Consider the following 17,203-nt stretch of genomic DNA (forward strand, 5'->3'; position numbering starts at 1 on the left):
CCGAAGCTGTTTCGGCGAAGAGAGAGACACGATTTTCAGCCTGATACAGATTAAACAGAATTTGCCTGGCGGCTTTAGCGCGGTGGTCCCACCTGACCCCATGCCGAACTCAGAAGTGAAACGCCGTAGCGCCGATGGTAGTGTGGGGTCTCCCCATGTGAGAGTAGGGAACTGCCAGGCATCAATTAGAAGAACCCCGTACCGTAAGGTGCGGGGTTTTTTGCTTTTGTTTTTCCCTCTCCCCCTTCTTGAAACTTTCTCACCTTCTTCTTGCAGACTCGACATTATGCCCGTTTCTGGGTATCGTTAGCTATCTGGATGTCTAAACGTTTATACGTATGCTGTGAGGATATTAAGTTATGCCGATTCGGGTGCAGGACGAGCTACCAGCCGTCAATTTCTTGCGTGAAGAAAACGTCTTCGTCATGACGGCTTCGCGTGCGACAGGTCAGGAAATTCGCCCGCTGAAGGTGCTTATTCTCAATCTGATGCCAAAAAAGATCGAAACAGAAAACCAGTTCCTGCGTCTTCTGTCGAACTCTCCGCTGCAGGTGGATATCCAGCTGCTGCGAATCGATGCCCGTGAATCACGTAACACGCCATCTGAGCATCTGAACAACTTCTACTGTAACTTCGATGACATTCAGGGGGAAAACTTCGACGGACTGATCGTGACCGGCGCGCCGCTCGGCCTGGTTGAATTTAACGATGTCGCCTACTGGCCTCAGATCAAACAGGTTCTGGAGTGGGCAAAAGATCACGTTACCTCCACATTGTTTGTCTGTTGGGCGGTACAAGCCGCACTGAATATTCTTTATGGCATCCCCAAGCAAACCCGCACTGAAAAGCTCTCTGGCGTATACGAACACCACATTCTTCACCCGCACGCTTTGCTGACGCGTGGTTTCGATGACTCTTTCCTGGCCCCGCATTCGCGCTACGCCGATTTCCCGGCCCAGCTGATTCGTGATTACACCGATCTGGAGATCCTGGCCGAAACGGAAGACGGAGATGCTTACCTGTTTGCCAGCAAGGATAAACGCATTGCTTTTGTGACCGGACATCCTGAGTACGATCCGCATACCCTCGCATCAGAGTATTTCCGTGATGTCGAAGCGGGTCTTAATCCGGATGTACCGTACAACTATTTCCCGAAAGACGATCCGCAAAACAAACCGAGAGCAACCTGGCGCAGCCACGGAAATTTGCTTTTCACAAACTGGCTCAACTATTACGTCTACCAGATAACGCCATACGATCTGCGTCACATGAATCCAACGCTGGAGTAATCTTCTGCACTAAACGATCCTAAAGCGTTTCAGCTATTCAAATCAGGCACCTTCGGGTGCCTTTTTTATTTCCGAAATGTCGCCCACCCTCCAGTTAAACTTTAATTTCAATAAAATCAGACAATTAAATTCAATATTAAATTAAAATGGAAATTGTTTTTGATTTTAGAAAAAATATAGATAGTCTTAATTCTGCTGAGCGAAAACTACCCAACGATCTTTCGTTCGCATCGGGGGCGTGATTTTGGATCTTTGATGAGGAGCAGAGTAATGACTCAACAGGCAACGACGGTCGATGAACTGGCCTTTACCCAGCCGTATGGCGAGCAAGAACAGCAGGTTTTGACGGCGGAAGCGGTAGAATTTCTGACTGAACTGGTGACCCGCTTTACGCCGCAGCGTAATAAGCTGCTGGCGGCACGCATTCATCAGCAGCAGGAAATTGACGATGGCAAGTTGCCTGGATTCATTTCGGAAACCGCTTCCATTCGTCGCGGTGAGTGGAAAATCCGCGGCATCCCTGAAGATTTACAGGATCGTCGCGTTGAGATCACCGGTCCGGTAGAGCGCAAAATGGTGATCAACGCCATGAACGCCAACGTTAAAGTCTTCATGGCCGATTTTGAAGACTCTCTGGCGCCGGACTGGCGTAAGGTCATCGAGGGGCAGATCAACCTGCGCGACGCCGTGAACGGCACCATCAGCTATACCAACGAAGCCGGCAAAATTTACCAGCTCAAACCGAACCCGGCGGTGCTGATCTGTCGCGTACGCGGCCTGCACCTGCCTGAAAAACATGTCACCTGGCGTGGGGAAGCCATTCCGGGCAGCCTGTTTGATTTCGCACTCTATTTCTTCCACAACTACAAGAACCTGCTGGCAAAAGGCAGCGGCCCTTATTTCTATCTGCCAAAAACGCAGGCCTGGCAGGAAGCGGCCTGGTGGAGCGAAGTGTTCAGCTACGCGGAAGATCGTTTCAACCTGCCGCGCGGCACCATCAAAGCCACGCTGCTGATTGAAACGCTGCCTGCCGTGTTCCAGATGAATGAAATTCTGCACGCCCTGCGCGATCACATCGTCGGCCTGAACTGCGGGCGCTGGGACTATATTTTCAGCTACATCAAAACCCTGAAAAACTATCCCGACCGCGTACTGCCGGATCGCCAGGTCGTGACCATGGATAAACCGTTCCTGAGCGCCTACTCGCGCCTGCTGATCAAAACCTGCCACAAGCGCGGCGCCTTTGCGATGGGCGGCATGGCGGCATTTATCCCGAGCAAAGACGCAGAGCGGAACAATCAGGTGCTCAACAAGGTGAAGGCTGATAAAGAGCTTGAAGCCCGTAACGGTCACGACGGCACGTGGATTGCCCATCCCGGCCTGGCCGATACGGCGATGGAGGTCTTTAACCGCGTTCTCGGCGACAACAAAAACCAGCTGTTTGTCACGCGTGAAGACGATGCCCCAACGGCTGAAGAACAGCTGCTGGCACCGTGCGCGGGCGAGCGTACGGAAGAGGGCATGCGTGCCAATATCCGCGTCGCGGTCCAGTACATCGAAGCGTGGATCTCCGGCAACGGCTGCGTACCTATCTACGGCCTGATGGAAGATGCCGCGACGGCGGAGATTTCACGTACCTCCATCTGGCAGTGGATCCACCATCAAAAAACGCTCAGCAACGGCAAACCGGTGACCAAGACCCTGTTCCGCCAGATGCTGGCCGAAGAGATGCGGGTGATCCAGGACGAGCTGGGCGAGCACCGCTTCAGCAGCGGACGTTTTGACGACGCCGCGCGCCTGATGGAGCAAATCACCACATCAGATGACTTAATCGACTTCCTGACCCTGCCGGGCTACCGCTTCCTGGCGTAACTCACCACATAACAATATGGAGCATCTGCACATGAAAACCCGTACCCAACAAATCGAAGAGTTGAAGAAAGAGTGGACACAGCCTCGCTGGGAAGGCATCCGCCGTCCTTACAGCGCGGAGGAAGTGGTGAAATTACGCGGCTCGGTCAATCCGGAATGCACGCTGGCACAGAACGGTGCGGCGAAAATGTGGAAGCTGCTGCACGGTGGCTCTAAAAAGGGCTACATCAACAGCCTCGGCGCGCTGACCGGCGGTCAGGCGCTGCAGCAGGCGAAGGCCGGTATTGAAGCTATCTATCTCTCCGGCTGGCAGGTTGCGGCGGACGCTAACCTGGCGTCCAGCATGTACCCGGATCAGTCGCTCTATCCGGCTAACTCCGTGCCGTCGGTGGTGGATCGGATCAACAATACCTTCCGCCGTGCGGATCAGATCCAGTGGGCTGCCGGTATCGAACCTGGCGATCCGCGCTTTATTGACTACTTCCTGCCGATCGTCGCGGATGCGGAAGCGGGCTTCGGCGGTGTGCTGAACGCCTTCGAGCTGATGAAATCGATGATTGAGGCCGGTGCAGCGGCCGTTCACTTCGAAGACCAGCTGGCGTCAGTGAAAAAATGCGGACACATGGGCGGTAAGGTGCTGGTTCCTACACAGGAAGCCGTACAGAAGCTGGTTGCCGCGCGTCTGGCCGCGGACGTGCTCGGCGTGCCGACGCTGGTGATTGCCCGTACCGATGCGGACGCGGCGGACCTGATCACCTCTGACTGCGACCCGTACGACAGCGAGTTCATCACCGGCGAGCGTACCAGCGAAGGTTTCTACCGTACCCATGCCGGCATTGAACAGGCGATCAGCCGCGGCCTGGCGTACGCGCCTTATGCGGACCTGGTCTGGTGTGAAACCTCCACGCCGGATCTGGCGCTGGCAAAACGCTTTGCTGACGCCATCCACGCGAAGTATCCGGGCAAACTGCTGGCCTACAACTGCTCGCCGTCCTTCAACTGGCAGAAAAAGCTGGATGACAAAACCATCGCCAGCTTCCAGCAGCAGCTGTCCGACATGGGCTACAAATACCAGTTCATTACCCTGGCCGGTATCCACAGCATGTGGTTCAACATGTTCGACCTGGCGCACGCCTATGCGCAGGGTGAGGGCATGAAGCACTACGTTGAGAAGGTGCAGCAGCCGGAGTTTGCGGCGGGCAAAGACGGTTACACCTTCGTGTCTCACCAGCAGGAGGTGGGGACCGGCTACTTTGACAATGTGACCACGATTATCCAGGGCGGAACCTCCTCCGTCACCGCCTTAACGGGTTCAACGGAAGAAGCACAGTTCTAATCTTTTCCCCCTCTCCCCTCTCGGGGAGAGGGTTGGGGTGAGGGGGAATATATGTCGCGTGGCCTGGAATTGCTGATTGCCCAAACTATTTTGCAGGGCTTCGATGCCCAGTATGGTCGTTTTCTTGAAGTGACATCCGGCGCGCAGCAGCGCTTCGAACATGCAGACTGGCATGCGGTTCAGCAAGCCATGAAGCAGCGTATCCATCTCTACGACCACCACGTAGGTCTGGTGGTGGAGCAGCTGCGCTGTATTACCGACGGTAAAAGCCCGGACGCGGAATTTTTACTGCGCGTGAAAGAGCACTACACCCATTTGTTACCCGATTACCCGCGCTTCGAGATTGCGGAGAGCTTTTTCAACTCCGTCTATTGCCGGTTATTTGACCACCGCTCACTATCTCCTGAGCGGTTATTTATCTTCAGCTCCCAGCCCGAGCGACGCTTTCGAACCATTCCCCGTCCGCTGGCGAAAGATTTCTTTCCCGATCGCGGATGGGAAAAGCTCCTGCACCGCGTGCTAACGGATCTGCCGCTGCGCCTGCCCTGGGAGAATAAAACCCGGGATATCGGCTATGTCCACGCCCATCTCAACGAAACCTTCGGCGCTGAGGTGCTCAGCCACAGCCATTTGCAGGTGGCCAACGAGCTTTTCTACCGCAATAAAGCCGCCTGGCTGGTGGGCAAACTGGTTACGCCGACCGCCATTGTGCCCTTTCTGCTGCCCATTCACCGTACCGACGACGGGGAACTGTTTGTCGATACCTGCCTGACCACCAGCGCCGAGGCCAGCATCGTGTTTGGCTTCGCCCGTTCCTATTTCATGGTGTACGCCCCGCTGCCTGCCGCGCTGGTGGAGTGGCTGCGCGAAATCCTGCCGGGCAAAACCACCGCTGAACTGTATATGGCGATTGGCTGCCAGAAGCACGCCAAAACGGAAAGCTACCGGGAGTACCTGCGCTATGTCACCGCGGCCGATGAGCAGTTTATCGAAGCGCCCGGCATTCGCGGTATGGTGATGCTGGTGTTTACGCTGCCGGGCTTTGACCGGGTCTTTAAGGTGATTAAAGACAGATTCGCGCCGCAGAAAGAGATGACCGCCGCGCACGTTCGCGCCTGCTATCAACTGGTTAAAGAGCACGACCGCGTCGGGCGCATGGCGGATACCCAGGAGTTCGAAAACTTTGTGCTGGATAAACAGCAGATCGACCCGGCGCTCATGGCGCTGTTAATGCAGGAAGCGCCCGCGAAAATCACCGATCTGGGTGATAAAATCGTGATTAGCCATCTCTACATCGAACGCCGCATGGTGCCGCTGAATATCTGGCTTGAGCAGTCCGAAGGTCAGGCGCTGCGGGATGCCATTGAAGAATACGGCAACGCGATTCGCCAGCTTGCCGCCGCCAATATTTTCCCGGGCGACATGCTGTTTAAAAACTTCGGCGTCACCCGTCACGGGCGCGTGGTGTTCTACGATTACGACGAAATTTGCTACATGACCGAAGTGAATTTCCGCGATATACCACAGCCCCGCTACCCGGAAGACGAGCTTTCCGGCGAGCCGTGGTACAGCGTCTCGCCGGGCGATGTGTTTCCGGAGGAGTTTCGCCACTGGCTGTGCGCCGACCCGCGCATCGGGCCGCTATTCGAAGAGATGCATGAGGATCTATTCCGCGCCAGCTACTGGCGCGGGCTGCAAACGCGGATCAAAAACGGGCATGTCGAAGATGTGTACGCTTACCGCCGCAAGCAGAGGTTTTGCATTAGGTTTGCACCCTCTCTAGCAGGGTGAGGGCATCAGATTTTCTCCCTCTCCCTGCGGGAGAGGGCCGGGGTGAGGGCATCAGGCCGCACTCAATCTCAACGAATCCCACCGTACGCCAGCGTCACCTCTTTCGCCGCCTTAATCACCAGCGCACCCAGCTCGGTCACGCGGTCATCGGTCATCCGCGAAATCGGCCCGGAGATGGAGATGGCGGCAAACGGCTCGCGGTGCTCGTCAAAAATACAGGCCGCGAGGCAGCGCAGGCCCAGAGCATGTTCTTCATCATCAAACGAATAGCCGCGCTTCCGGGTCAGGGCCAGATCTTCTTTCAGATGCACGGGCGACACCAGCGTGGCGTGGGTATAGGCGTGCAGCCCTTTACGGTGCAGCAGTCCCGTCACCTGCTCTTCGCTCAGCTGCGAAAGAAACGCTTTCCCCGCCCCGGAGGCATGCATCGGCAGCTTGCCGCCAATCGGTGCGGACATGCGCATCAGCTGCGTGCACTGCACCTGGTCGATGATAATCGCCTGGTGGTCGCTCTGGTCCAGCACCGCCAGGTTTACGGTCTCGCCGGACTCCTCCATCAGCTTGCGCAGAATCGGGTGCACAATCGCCAGCAGGTTGCGGCTCTGCAGGAAGCTGCTGCCGACGATAAACGCATGCGCGCCCACCGCCCAGTGCCCCAGCTCGCCGACCTGGCGGACAAAGCCCAGCTGCTGCATGGTGGTCAGCAGGCGGTGCGTCGTGGAGTTCGGCAGGCCAGCCTGCTGGGCCAGCTCCGTCAGGGCCACGCTGCTGTGCGACTCGGCTATCCACTCCAGCAGCTTCAAACCGCGCGTGAGCGATTGAACCTGTCCGCCCTGTTGTGCGGCGGCGGTGGTGGCAGCAGGTTTTCTGCCGCGTTTAGCGGGAACGGTCGCGACCATGACGATCTCCTTTTTCTGTATCGTGGAAATCATTTTCGTTTTATTTGGTGAATTTGCAACCGTTATCCTGACTGATCGGAGGAGTGATGGTGAACATGTCTCATGTTACCGCTGTGCGGCTTTTCCACCCTGCGAGATTGTGCCAGTATGGAACGCAGCCTTTTGGCCTTGTTGAGCGTTGTCGGGAGCAAGTGTGAGCAGCAAAGTAGAGCAACTGCGTGCGCAGTTAAATGAACGAATTCTGGTGCTGGACGGCGGCATGGGCACCATGATCCAGGGGTATCGTCTGAGTGAAGACGATTTCCGCGGCGAACGCTTTGCCGACTGGCCCTGCGACCTGAAAGGGAACAACGACCTGCTGGTGCTCAGCAAACCGTCCGTGATTAAAGATATCCACAACGCCTACTTCGAAGCGGGTGCGGATATCGTTGAAACCAACACATTCAACTCGACAACCATCGCCATGGCGGATTACCAGATGGAATCCCTGTCGGCGGAAATCAACCTGGAAGCCGCGAAGCTGGCGCGCGCCTGCGCCGACGAGTGGACGGCCCGCACGCCGGATAAGCCTCGCTACGTTGCCGGGGTGCTTGGCCCGACGAACCGGACCGCGTCGATTTCACCGGACGTCAACGACCCGGCGTTTCGTAATATCACCTTCGATCAGCTGGTCGCGGCCTACCGTGAATCGACCAAAGCGCTGGTGGAAGGCGGTTCCGATCTGATCCTGATTGAAACCGTATTCGACACCCTCAATGCCAAAGCCGCGATTTACGCGGTGAAAGAGGAATTTGAAGCGCTCGGCGTTGACCTGCCGATCATGATTTCCGGCACCATCACCGACGCCTCCGGCCGCACCCTGTCCGGCCAGACAACCGAAGCGTTTTATAACTCCCTGCGCCACGCCGAAGCGCTCTCCTTTGGCCTGAACTGCGCGCTGGGGCCAGATGAACTGCGTCAGTACGTGCAGGAGCTTTCCCGGATCGCGGAATGCTACGTCACCGCCCACCCGAACGCCGGTCTGCCAAACGCGTTTGGTGAATACGATCTCGATGCCGACACCATGGCGGCGCAAATCCGCGAGTGGGCCGAGTCTGGCTTCCTGAACATTGTCGGCGGCTGCTGCGGCACCACGCCGGAGCATATCGCGGCCATGAGCAACGCCGTGGCCGGTCTGCCGCCGCGCAAGCTGCCCGAGCTTCCGGTTGCCTGTCGTCTGTCCGGCCTGGAGCCGTTGACCATCGGCGACGACAGCCTGTTTGTGAACGTGGGTGAGCGTACTAACGTCACCGGTTCCGCAAAGTTCAAACGCCTGATTAAAGAAGAGAAGTACAGCGAAGCGCTGGACGTTGCCCGCCAGCAGGTAGAAAGCGGCGCGCAGATTATCGATATCAACATGGATGAGGGGATGCTCGACGCCGAAGCGGCGATGGTGCGTTTCCTCAACCTGATTGCCGGTGAGCCGGACATTGCCCGCGTGCCGATCATGATCGACTCCTCCAAGTGGGAAGTCATCGAAAAAGGGCTGAAGTGCATCCAGGGTAAAGGCATCGTCAACTCTATCTCGATGAAAGAAGGCGTTGATATCTTTATCCACCACGCGAAGATGGTCCGCCGCTACGGTGCCGCCGTGGTGGTCATGGCCTTTGACGAAGTGGGCCAGGCCGATACCCGCGAGCGCAAAATTGAGATATGCCGCCGCGCGTACAAGATTTTGACCGAAGAGGTGGGCTTCCCGCCGGAAGACATTATCTTTGACCCAAATATCTTCGCCGTAGCGACCGGGATTGAAGAGCACAACAACTACGCCCAGGACTTTATCGGCGCATGTGAAGACATCAAGCGCGAGCTGCCGCATGCGCTGATCTCCGGCGGCGTATCGAACGTGTCGTTCTCGTTCCGCGGCAACGACCCGGTGCGTGAGGCGATCCACGCTGTGTTCCTCTACTACGCCATCCGCAACGGCATGGACATGGGGATCGTTAACGCCGGCCAGCTGGCGATTTACGACGACCTCCCCGCCGAGCTGCGCGATGCCGTCGAGGACGTGATCCTTAACCGCCGCGACGACGCCACCGAGCGCATGCTGGACCTGGCGGAGAAATACCGCGGCAGCAAATCGGATGAGGCGGCAAACGTTCAGCAGGCCGAGTGGCGTTCCTGGGACGTGAAAAAGCGCCTGGAATACTCGCTGGTCAAAGGCATCACCGAATTTATCGAGCTCGATACCGAAGAGGCGCGCCAGCAGGCAGCCCGCCCGATTGAGGTGATCGAAGGCCCGCTGATGGACGGCATGAACGTAGTCGGCGATCTGTTCGGTGAGGGCAAAATGTTCCTGCCGCAGGTGGTGAAATCCGCCCGCGTGATGAAGCAGGCAGTGGCCTATCTGGAGCCCTACATCGAAGCCAGCAAAGAGAAAGGCTCCAGCAACGGCAAGATGGTTATCGCCACCGTGAAGGGCGACGTGCACGACATCGGCAAGAACATCGTTGGCGTAGTGCTGCAGTGTAATAACTACGAGATTATCGACCTCGGCGTGATGGTCCCGGCGGACAAAATCCTCAAGACCGCGCGCGAAGTGAACGCCGACCTGATTGGCCTCTCCGGGCTGATTACGCCGTCGCTCGACGAAATGGTCAACGTGGCAAAAGAGATGGAGCGACAGGGCTTCACCATTCCGTTATTGATTGGCGGGGCGACCACCTCGAAAGCGCACACGGCGGTGAAAATCGAGCAGAACTACAGCGGCCCGACGGTCTACGTGCAGAACGCCTCGCGTACGGTGGGCGTGGTCTCCGCGCTGCTCTCCGACACCCAGCGCGACGATTTTGTGGCACGCACCCGCAAAGAGTACGAAACCGTTCGCATCCAGCACGGCCGTAAGAAGCCGCGCACCCCGCCTGTTTCGCTGCAGGCGGCGCGCGACAACGATCTGGCCTTCGACTGGTCCAGCTACACGCCGCCGGTCGCACACCGTCTGGGCGTGCAGGACGTGACGGCCAGCATCGAGACGCTGCGCAACTACATCGACTGGACGCCGTTCTTTATGACCTGGTCGCTGGCGGGCAAATATCCGCGCATCCTGGAAGACGAGGTGGTTGGCGAGGAGGCGAAGCGCCTGTTTAAAGATGCCAACGATATGCTCGACACGCTGAGCGCAGAGAAAAGCCTCAACCCGCGCGGCGTGGTGGGCCTGTTCCCGGCGAACCGCGTGGGCGACGACATCGAAATCTATCGCGATGAAACCCGCACCCACGTGCTGGCGGTCAGCCGCCATCTGCGCCAGCAAACCGAGAAAGTGGGCTTTGCCAACTACTGCCTGGCCGATTTCGTCGCGCCGAAGCTGAGTGGTAAAGCCGACTATATCGGCGCCTTTGCGGTGACCGGCGGTCTGGAGGAAGACGCGCTGGCGGACGCGTTCGAAGCGCAGCACGATGATTACAATAAAATCATGGTGAAAGCGATTGCCGACCGCCTGGCGGAAGCCTTCGCCGAGTACCTCCACGAGCGCGTGCGTAAGGTGCACTGGGGCTACGCGGCGAATGAAAACCTCAGCAATGAGGATCTGATCCGCGAAAACTACCAGGGGATTCGCCCGGCGCCGGGATACCCGGCCTGTCCGGAACACACCGAAAAAGGCACCATCTGGAAGCTGCTGGACGTGGAAGCCCATACCGGCATGAAGCTCACCGAGTCGTTCGCCATGTGGCCAGGCGCGTCCGTTTCCGGCTGGTACTTCAGCCATCCGGACAGCAAGTACTTTGCCGTGGCGCAGCTGCAGCGGGATCAGATTGAAGATTACGCCCTGCGCAAAGGCATGAGCGTGTCTGAAGTGGAGCGCTGGCTGGCGCCTAATCTCGGCTACGACGCCGACTAAAATCACTTTTCCTTACAACAAACAGGGCGCTCATTGGGCGCCCTGTCTCTTTCTTACGTTTAAACCCTTATACTGAACCTATGGAAAACGAATAACGATAAGGAGGAAAACCTTCCGTGCTGACCCTGTTACACCTGCTCTCTGCAGTCGCACTGCTCGTATGGGGCACCCATATCGTCCGTACCGGCGTGATGCGCGTATTTGGCGCGCGCTTGCGTACCGTTCTCAGCAGCAGCGTTGAGAAGAAGCCGCTCGCCTTCTGCGCGGGCATTGGCGTAACGGCACTGGTGCAGAGCAGTAACGCCACGACCCTGCTTGTCACCTCCTTTGTGGCGCAGGATCTGGTGGCGCTGGCCCCGGCGCTGGTGATTGTGCTGGGTGCGGATGTAGGTACCGCGCTGATGGCGCGTGTTCTGACCTTCGATCTCTCCTGGCTGTCGCCGCTGCTGATTTTTCTCGGCGTCATCTTCTTCCTCGGCCGCAAACAGACGCGCGCCGGGCAGCTCGGGCGCGTAGGAATTGGCCTCGGGCTGATCCTGCTGGCGCTGGAGATGATTGTGCAGGCGGTCACGCCAATCACCGAGGCCAATGGCGTTCAGGTCATCTTCGCCTCCCTGACCGGGGACATCATGCTGGACGCGCTCATTGGCGCGGTGTTTGCTATCGTCAGCTACTCCAGCCTGGCGGCGGTCCTGCTGACGGCCACGCTTACCGCCGCAGGGGCGATCTCTTTCCCGGTAGCGCTGTGTCTGGTGATCGGGGCCAACCTCGGCTCCGGCCTGCTGGCGATGCTTAACAACAGCGCGGCCAATGCCGCCGCCCGCCGCGTGGCGCTGGGCAGCCTGCTGTTTAAGCTGGTGGGCAGCCTGATTATCCTGCCCTTTATCCACCCGCTGGCGAACCTGATGGACAATCTCCCGCTGCCGAAGGCGGAGCTGGTGATCTACTTCCACGTGTTCTACAACCTGGTGCGCTGCCTGGCGATGGTGCCTTTTGCCGGGCCGATGGCCCGCTTCTGCGAGCGTCTCATTCAGGACGAGCCTGAGCTGGATGCGCGCCTGAAGCCGAAGCACCTGGATACGTCCGCGCTGGATACTCCGGCGCTGGCGCTGGCGAATGCCGCGCGCGAGACGCTGCGTATGGGCGACGCAATGGAAACTATGCTCGAAGGCCTGCAAAAGGTGATGCACGGCGAGCCGCGTGAAGAGAAAGAACTGCGCAGACTGGCGGACGATATCAACGTGCTCTATACCGCCATTAAGCTTTACCTGGCGCGTATGCCGCAGGACGAGCTGGCGGAAGAGGAGTCCCGCCGCTGGGCGGAAATCATCGAGATGTCGCTTAACCTTGAGCAGGCCTCGGATATCGTGGAGCGTATGGGCAGCGAGATCGCCGACAAATCCCTTGCCGCGCGTCGTGCGTTTTCAGGTGAAGGCCTGAAGGAGCTGGAAGCGCTGCACGAACAGCTGGTCAGCAACCTCAAGCTGGCGATGCTGGTCTTCTTCTCCAGCGACGTGCCGAGCGCGCGCCGCCTGCGCCGCAACAAGCATCGTTTCCGTATTCTGAACCGTCGCTACTCGCACGCCCACGTTGAGCGTCTGCACCAGCAGAACGTGCAGAGTATCGAGACCAGCTCCCTGCATCTGGGGCTGCTGGGGGATATGAAGCGTCTCAACTCGTTGTTCTGCGCGGTGGCGTACAGCGTGATGGAACAGCCGGATGAAGACGACGAGCGGGATGAGTATTAATCTCTGAAAGCGCCTCGCAAAATCGTTTTGCGGGGCGTGACACTTTATAAAGCGCCATTTACTCTTCAGACCTTACATTTTGAAGGGAATAGAAAATGCTCGTTTATTACGCTACACTTCGCCAATTCATGCGCATTCCGATGGGGGTTCTCATGCGCACTACTCATGGCATCAAAAAATCAGTCAATGTGTCGTTAGCACCAGAAATCCTTGAAGAGGCGCGACGGCTTAAACTGAATCTCTCTGCTGTACTCACGAGTGCACTGCAGGAGCAGTTTCGAGCGCATCAGCGCGCAGAGTGGTTAGCAGAAAATAAAGCTTCTATCGAGGCCATTAACCAGTGGGTTGATGAAAACGGCTCCTTTAGTGATTCTCAGAGATCGTTCTGATGGAGCAATATTTTGCTTATGAGAATGAAGGTAAGGGGAAAACTGCCTATCCCTGGCTAATCAATATGCAGCATCCCGTGGCCAATGTGATGAAGCATGTCCTGGTCGCCCCAGCAGTTGAGCTTAGCCACCTGGGAGGCATTCAGCCGCCTGCGAAAGTGTGCCCTGTTGTTGAGATAGCGGGTAAGCCCTGCGTGGTTATGATGCACATGATGGCTGGCATATCGCCAAAAGAGTTAGGTGAGCGTGTTGCCGATCTTACGCAAAACCGGTCTTCATTGCGGGATGCACTCGATTTTTTGATCAACGGTTACTAACACTTTTTTGTCAGCCGCAAGGTAAGGTATATTTCGCCCTTCACAGGAGAAACTATGCTGCCAACTCAATCAACCCGATTAAACAAATACATTAGCGAGAGCGGGATCTGCTCACGTCGCGAGGCTGATCGTTACATTGAACAAGGTAACGTGTTTCTTAACGGCAAACGCGCCACCATCGGCGACCAGGTGGTCCCTGGCGATGTGGTTAAAGTGAATGGTCAGGTCATCGAACCGCGTGATGCTGAAGACCTGGTGTTTATCGCGTTGAACAAACCGGTTGGGATTGTCAGCACCACGGAAGACGGTGAGCGGGACAACATCGTTGATTTCGTGAACCACAGCAGCCGTATCTTCCCGATTGGCCGTCTGGATAAAGACTCTCAGGGGCTGATTTTTCTCACCAACCACGGCGATCTGGTCAACAAAATTCTGCGTGCCGGTAATGACCACGAGAAAGAGTATGTCGTTACGGTGAACAAGCCGGTTACGGACGAATTTATTCGTGGCATGGGCGCGGGCGTGCCGATCCTCGGTACCGTCACGAAAAAGTGTAAGGTGAAGAAAGAAGCGCCGTTCGCGTTCCGCATTACGCTGGTGCAGGGCTTAAACCGCCAGATCCGCCGTATGTGCGAGCACTTCGGTTATGAAGTGACGAAGCTGGAACGCACGCGCATCATGAACGTCAGCCTGTCCGGTATCCCGCTGGGCGAGTGGCGCGATTTAACGGATGACGAGCTGATTGAGCTCTTCAAGCTTATCGAGAACTCCTCGTCCGAAGCGAAGCCGAAGGCCAAAGCCAAACCGAAAACCCAGGCGATTAAGCGCCCGGTGGTGAAGGCGCCTCAGGCGGAAGATAAGGGGCGAGGCAAGCCGGGTAATGGAAAACGCTTTACCCAGCCGGGGCGCAAAAAGAAAGGGCGCTGATTAGCGCCTTCCACGGGTAGACGTTGTGGCGGACCAGGAAAAGGTCGCCTCTGCATCGGGTTTATAAGCCTGCTCTTTTTTAAGCTTGCGGGCTTTTTTCGCCGCGGCGTCACGCTGCGCCATCAGCTTATCGATGTACTCTTTTTTCACCTGATTGGTTTCGGCGTTCGTCAGCGTGCGGCCATGTGCGATACGGGCACGGTCGAGAAGCGTTTTCAGTTCGCGCTGCTCGGCTTCCGTCATGTCTTTCTGGGTCAAACGTGGTGTAGCCATTGCTGAAGCCTCCTGATAGAGAGGCTTCAGTGTAAAGCAAGCCGCGCAAATTAACCCTGCTTCACCGCATCTTTTTTCGTTTGTTCATCAATCGGTTTGCCGGACCAGTAGCCCGCCAGCAGCGAGCCGGAGAGGTTATGCCAGACGGAGAACAGCGCGCCAGGCAGGGCCGCCAGCGGGGAGAAGTAAATTTTACCGAGCGCCGCCGCCAGGCCGGAGTTCTGCATGCCTACCTCGATTGCCAGCGTGCGGCAGGTCGATTCGTCAAAACCGAACAGCTTCCCGCCCCAGTAGCCGCCCAGCAGGCCAATCGTGTTATGCAGCACCACGGCGATAATCACGACAAAGCCCACGGAGGCAATGTGCGATGCGGAACCCGCCACCACGGCGCTGATGATTGCCAGAATGCAGACCATCGAAAACGCGGGCAGGTACGGCTCAACGGCCTTCACCACGCGCGGGAAAAGATGGTGAATGACCAGCCCCAGCGCAATCGGGATCACCACAATCTGCAGAATGCTGAGCAGCATGCCCATCACGTCCACCTGAATATGCGCGTCCACGTACAGACGGGTTAACAGCGGCGTGGCAACGACGCCAACCAGCGTCGAAACGGACGAGATCGTGACGGAGAGCGCCACGTCGCCTTTCGCCAGGTAGATCATGACGTTGGACGCCGTGCCGCTGGCCACGCTGCCTACCAGCACCATCCCGGCGGAGAGATCGGGCGGCATCTTAAAGGCCATCGCCAGCAGCCACGCCGCAAGCGGCATCACCAGGTAGTGCAGGAAGATCCCTGCCGCGACGGGCGCAGGGCGAGACAGCACGCGTTTAAAGTCGTCGATTTTCAGATGCACGCCCATACCGAACATGATCAGCATCAGCAGCGTGGCGACCCACGGACCAATGCCCGTGAACGTGGCGGGGGTGTAATACGCGAGTACGGAGAGCAGCAGCGCCCATAACGGGAACAGCCGCGTAACGGCGGATAACATAGTGGATTCCTTGCAGTATTGTCGTGTTGTTTAGTTATGAAAAAGCCGGGTCTGTGCCCGGCTTATAGGTATTGTTTATCCTGCTAACGAATTTTATTCAAACAAATTCTGATGAAGTTTCTGCACGACCTGCTCGGCCTGATCGGCAGGCACCAGGAAGCAGAGGTTGTAGCTGGATGCGCCGTAGCAGATCATGCGGATGCTGAACGGGTCGAGCACGCCGAACACTTCTTTACCCACGCCGCAGGCGCGCGACAGCTTGTTGCCGATGATGGCAACCAGCGCCAGGTCTTCTTCTACTTCCACGCGGCACAGCTCAGACAGCTCAATCAGCAGCGACTGCGTCAGCAGCGTGTCGCCGGTGGAGGTAGAGCCTGTGGTGTCCAGCGTAAGCGCAATGCTCACTTCAGAGGTGGTGATCAGATCCACCGAGATATTGTGGCGCGCCAGAATGCCAAACACTTCCGCCAGGAAACCGCGTGAATGCAGCATATTGTGGCTGTGGAGCGTCACCAGCGTCTGGCGACGGCGCAGGGCCAGGGCGCGGAACAGCGGTGGGTTTTCCGTTTTTTTGCAGACCAGCGTCCCGCCCGCTTTCGGATCTTTACTGGAGCCGACGAAGACCGGAATATCGCTGCGCACTGCCGGCAGCAGCGTTGCCGGGTGCAGCACTTTCGCACCGAAGGTGGCCATTTCAGCCGCTTCTTCAAAGGCGATCACATCAATACGTTTAGCCGCAGAAACGACGCGCGGGTCGGTGGTGTAAATTCCCGGAACGTCAGTCCAGATATCCACGCGCGTTGCATGCAGGGCTTCGCCCAGCAGCGCGGCGGTGTAGTCGCTGCCGCCGCGGCCAAGCGTGGTGGTGCGGCCTTTTGCTTCACTGCCGATAAAGCCCTGGGTGATCACGATACCGTCTGCCAGGCGTGGTGCCAGCTGCTGATTGGTCAGCTCCGCCAGCGCCTCAACGTCCGGCTCGGCGCGGCCAAAGCGATCGCTGGTGCGCATCACTTTACGCACGTCAAACCACTGCGCCTGAACGTTACGCTCGCGCATGATTTCAACAAACAGCAGGGTGGACATCAGCTCGCCGTGGCTGACCAGCTCGTCGGTCAGGGCGGTGGAGGTAGCCAGAGACGCCGCTTCTGCCAGAGTGGTGATATTTTCCAGCAGACGTTCCACTTCCTCGCGGATGACGTTCGGGTTCTGCAGACGTTCAAGGATGTCGAACTGAATTTTGCGCAGTGCATCCAGCTTCACGAAACGTTCTGTCGCTTCCAGTCCTTCAGACAGAGAAACCAGCAGGTTCGTCACGCCGGCGGAGGCAGACAGCACCACCAGGCGGGTATTCGGATCGGCCAGCACCACATCGGCGCTGCGGTTCATGGCATCGTAATCGGCCACACTGGTGCCGCCAAATTTGGCGACCACAAAACTCGTCATAACAACCTCGTGTCAGGGAATGAATAAGCGACCATGGCACAAGAATG

The 17,203-nt window shown here is 57.5% G+C and carries 13 protein-coding genes and 1 rRNA gene; 10 read left to right on the plus strand and 4 right to left on the minus strand.

Annotated elements, in window-relative coordinates:
- Nucleotides 1-64 precede the first annotated feature (64 nt).
- The 5 genes from rrf (at nt 65) to aceK (ending at nt 6,288) form a co-directional block, all read left to right on the plus strand.
- Nucleotides 65-180: ribosomal RNA gene (gene rrf / locus EnteroDNA1_RS15145) — 5S ribosomal RNA — on the plus strand.
- 179 nt (nt 181-359) lie between these two features.
- The gene (gene metA, locus EnteroDNA1_RS15150; protein ID WP_024906663.1) at nt 360-1,289 is read left to right on the plus strand and encodes a homoserine O-acetyltransferase MetA; all 930 of its coding nucleotides are present in this window, start codon (nt 360-362) and stop codon (nt 1,287-1,289) included.
- Between the two features lie 270 nt (nt 1,290-1,559).
- A complete protein-coding gene (gene aceB, locus EnteroDNA1_RS15155) occupies nt 1,560-3,161 on the plus strand; it encodes a malate synthase A (protein ID WP_039264171.1) in 1,602 nt (533 codons plus the stop codon).
- A 31-nt stretch (nt 3,162-3,192) separates the two neighbouring features.
- Nucleotides 3,193-4,497: an isocitrate lyase gene (aceA, locus tag EnteroDNA1_RS15160; protein ID WP_024906665.1), complete on the plus strand. Its 1,305-nt coding sequence runs from the start codon at nt 3,193-3,195 to the stop codon at nt 4,495-4,497.
- A 51-nt stretch (nt 4,498-4,548) separates the two neighbouring features.
- Nucleotides 4,549-6,288, plus strand: coding sequence for a bifunctional isocitrate dehydrogenase kinase/phosphatase (aceK, locus tag EnteroDNA1_RS15165; RefSeq protein WP_069303512.1), 1,740 nt, complete (start codon nt 4,549-4,551; stop codon nt 6,286-6,288).
- 68 nt (nt 6,289-6,356) lie between these two features.
- Here the strand turns inward: aceK and iclR are convergent, their stop codons facing one another.
- A complete protein-coding gene (iclR, locus tag EnteroDNA1_RS15170) occupies nt 6,357-7,187 on the minus strand; it encodes a glyoxylate bypass operon transcriptional repressor IclR (RefSeq protein WP_045888359.1) in 831 nt (276 codons plus the stop codon).
- A 193-nt stretch (nt 7,188-7,380) separates the two neighbouring features.
- Here iclR and metH point away from each other — a divergent pair, with 193 nt between their 5' ends.
- The 5 genes from metH (at nt 7,381) to rluF (ending at nt 14,445) form a co-directional block, all read left to right on the plus strand.
- The gene (gene metH, locus EnteroDNA1_RS15175) at nt 7,381-11,064 is read left to right on the plus strand and encodes a methionine synthase (RefSeq protein ID WP_033144373.1); all 3,684 of its coding nucleotides are present in this window, start codon (nt 7,381-7,383) and stop codon (nt 11,062-11,064) included.
- A gap of 116 nt (nt 11,065-11,180) precedes the next feature.
- A complete protein-coding gene (locus EnteroDNA1_RS15180) occupies nt 11,181-12,812 on the plus strand; it encodes a Na/Pi cotransporter family protein (RefSeq protein ID WP_069303513.1) in 1,632 nt (543 codons plus the stop codon).
- Between the two features lie 95 nt (nt 12,813-12,907).
- On the plus strand, nt 12,908-13,201 hold the full coding sequence (locus tag EnteroDNA1_RS15185; RefSeq protein ID WP_064673009.1) for a type II toxin-antitoxin system CcdA family antitoxin: 294 nt from the start codon (nt 12,908-12,910) through the stop codon (nt 13,199-13,201).
- Nucleotides 13,201-13,518 carry a CcdB family protein gene (locus EnteroDNA1_RS15190; protein ID WP_048977782.1) on the plus strand — a complete coding sequence of 106 codons (318 nt, stop codon included), beginning with the start codon at nt 13,201-13,203 and terminating at the stop codon, nt 13,516-13,518. The genes EnteroDNA1_RS15185 and EnteroDNA1_RS15190 overlap by 1 nt, the downstream gene beginning before the upstream one ends.
- A 54-nt stretch (nt 13,519-13,572) precedes the next feature.
- The gene (rluF, locus tag EnteroDNA1_RS15195; protein ID WP_033144377.1) at nt 13,573-14,445 is read left to right on the plus strand and encodes a 23S rRNA pseudouridine(2604) synthase RluF; all 873 of its coding nucleotides are present in this window, start codon (nt 13,573-13,575) and stop codon (nt 14,443-14,445) included.
- Here rluF and EnteroDNA1_RS15200 read toward each other — a convergent pair whose 3' ends face one another.
- The 3 genes from EnteroDNA1_RS15200 to lysC form a co-directional block, all read right to left on the minus strand.
- The gene (locus EnteroDNA1_RS15200) at nt 14,446-14,718 is read right to left on the minus strand and encodes a DUF3811 domain-containing protein (protein WP_023309994.1); all 273 of its coding nucleotides are present in this window, start codon (nt 14,716-14,718) and stop codon (nt 14,446-14,448) included.
- A 50-nt stretch (nt 14,719-14,768) separates the two neighbouring features.
- Nucleotides 14,769-15,713 carry a ketopantoate/pantoate/pantothenate transporter PanS gene (gene panS, locus EnteroDNA1_RS15205; protein ID WP_029740629.1) on the minus strand — a complete coding sequence of 315 codons (945 nt, stop codon included), beginning with the start codon at nt 15,711-15,713 and terminating at the stop codon, nt 14,769-14,771.
- 93 nt (nt 15,714-15,806) lie between these two features.
- On the minus strand, nt 15,807-17,156 hold the full coding sequence (gene lysC / locus EnteroDNA1_RS15210; protein ID WP_023309996.1) for a lysine-sensitive aspartokinase 3: 1,350 nt from the start codon (nt 17,154-17,156) through the stop codon (nt 15,807-15,809).
- Between the last annotated feature and the right edge of the window lie 47 nt (nt 17,157-17,203).

This window comes from Enterobacter sp. HK169 (genome assembly GCF_001719105.1).
GTDB classification, from domain to species: domain Bacteria; phylum Pseudomonadota; class Gammaproteobacteria; order Enterobacterales; family Enterobacteriaceae; genus Enterobacter; species Enterobacter asburiae_B.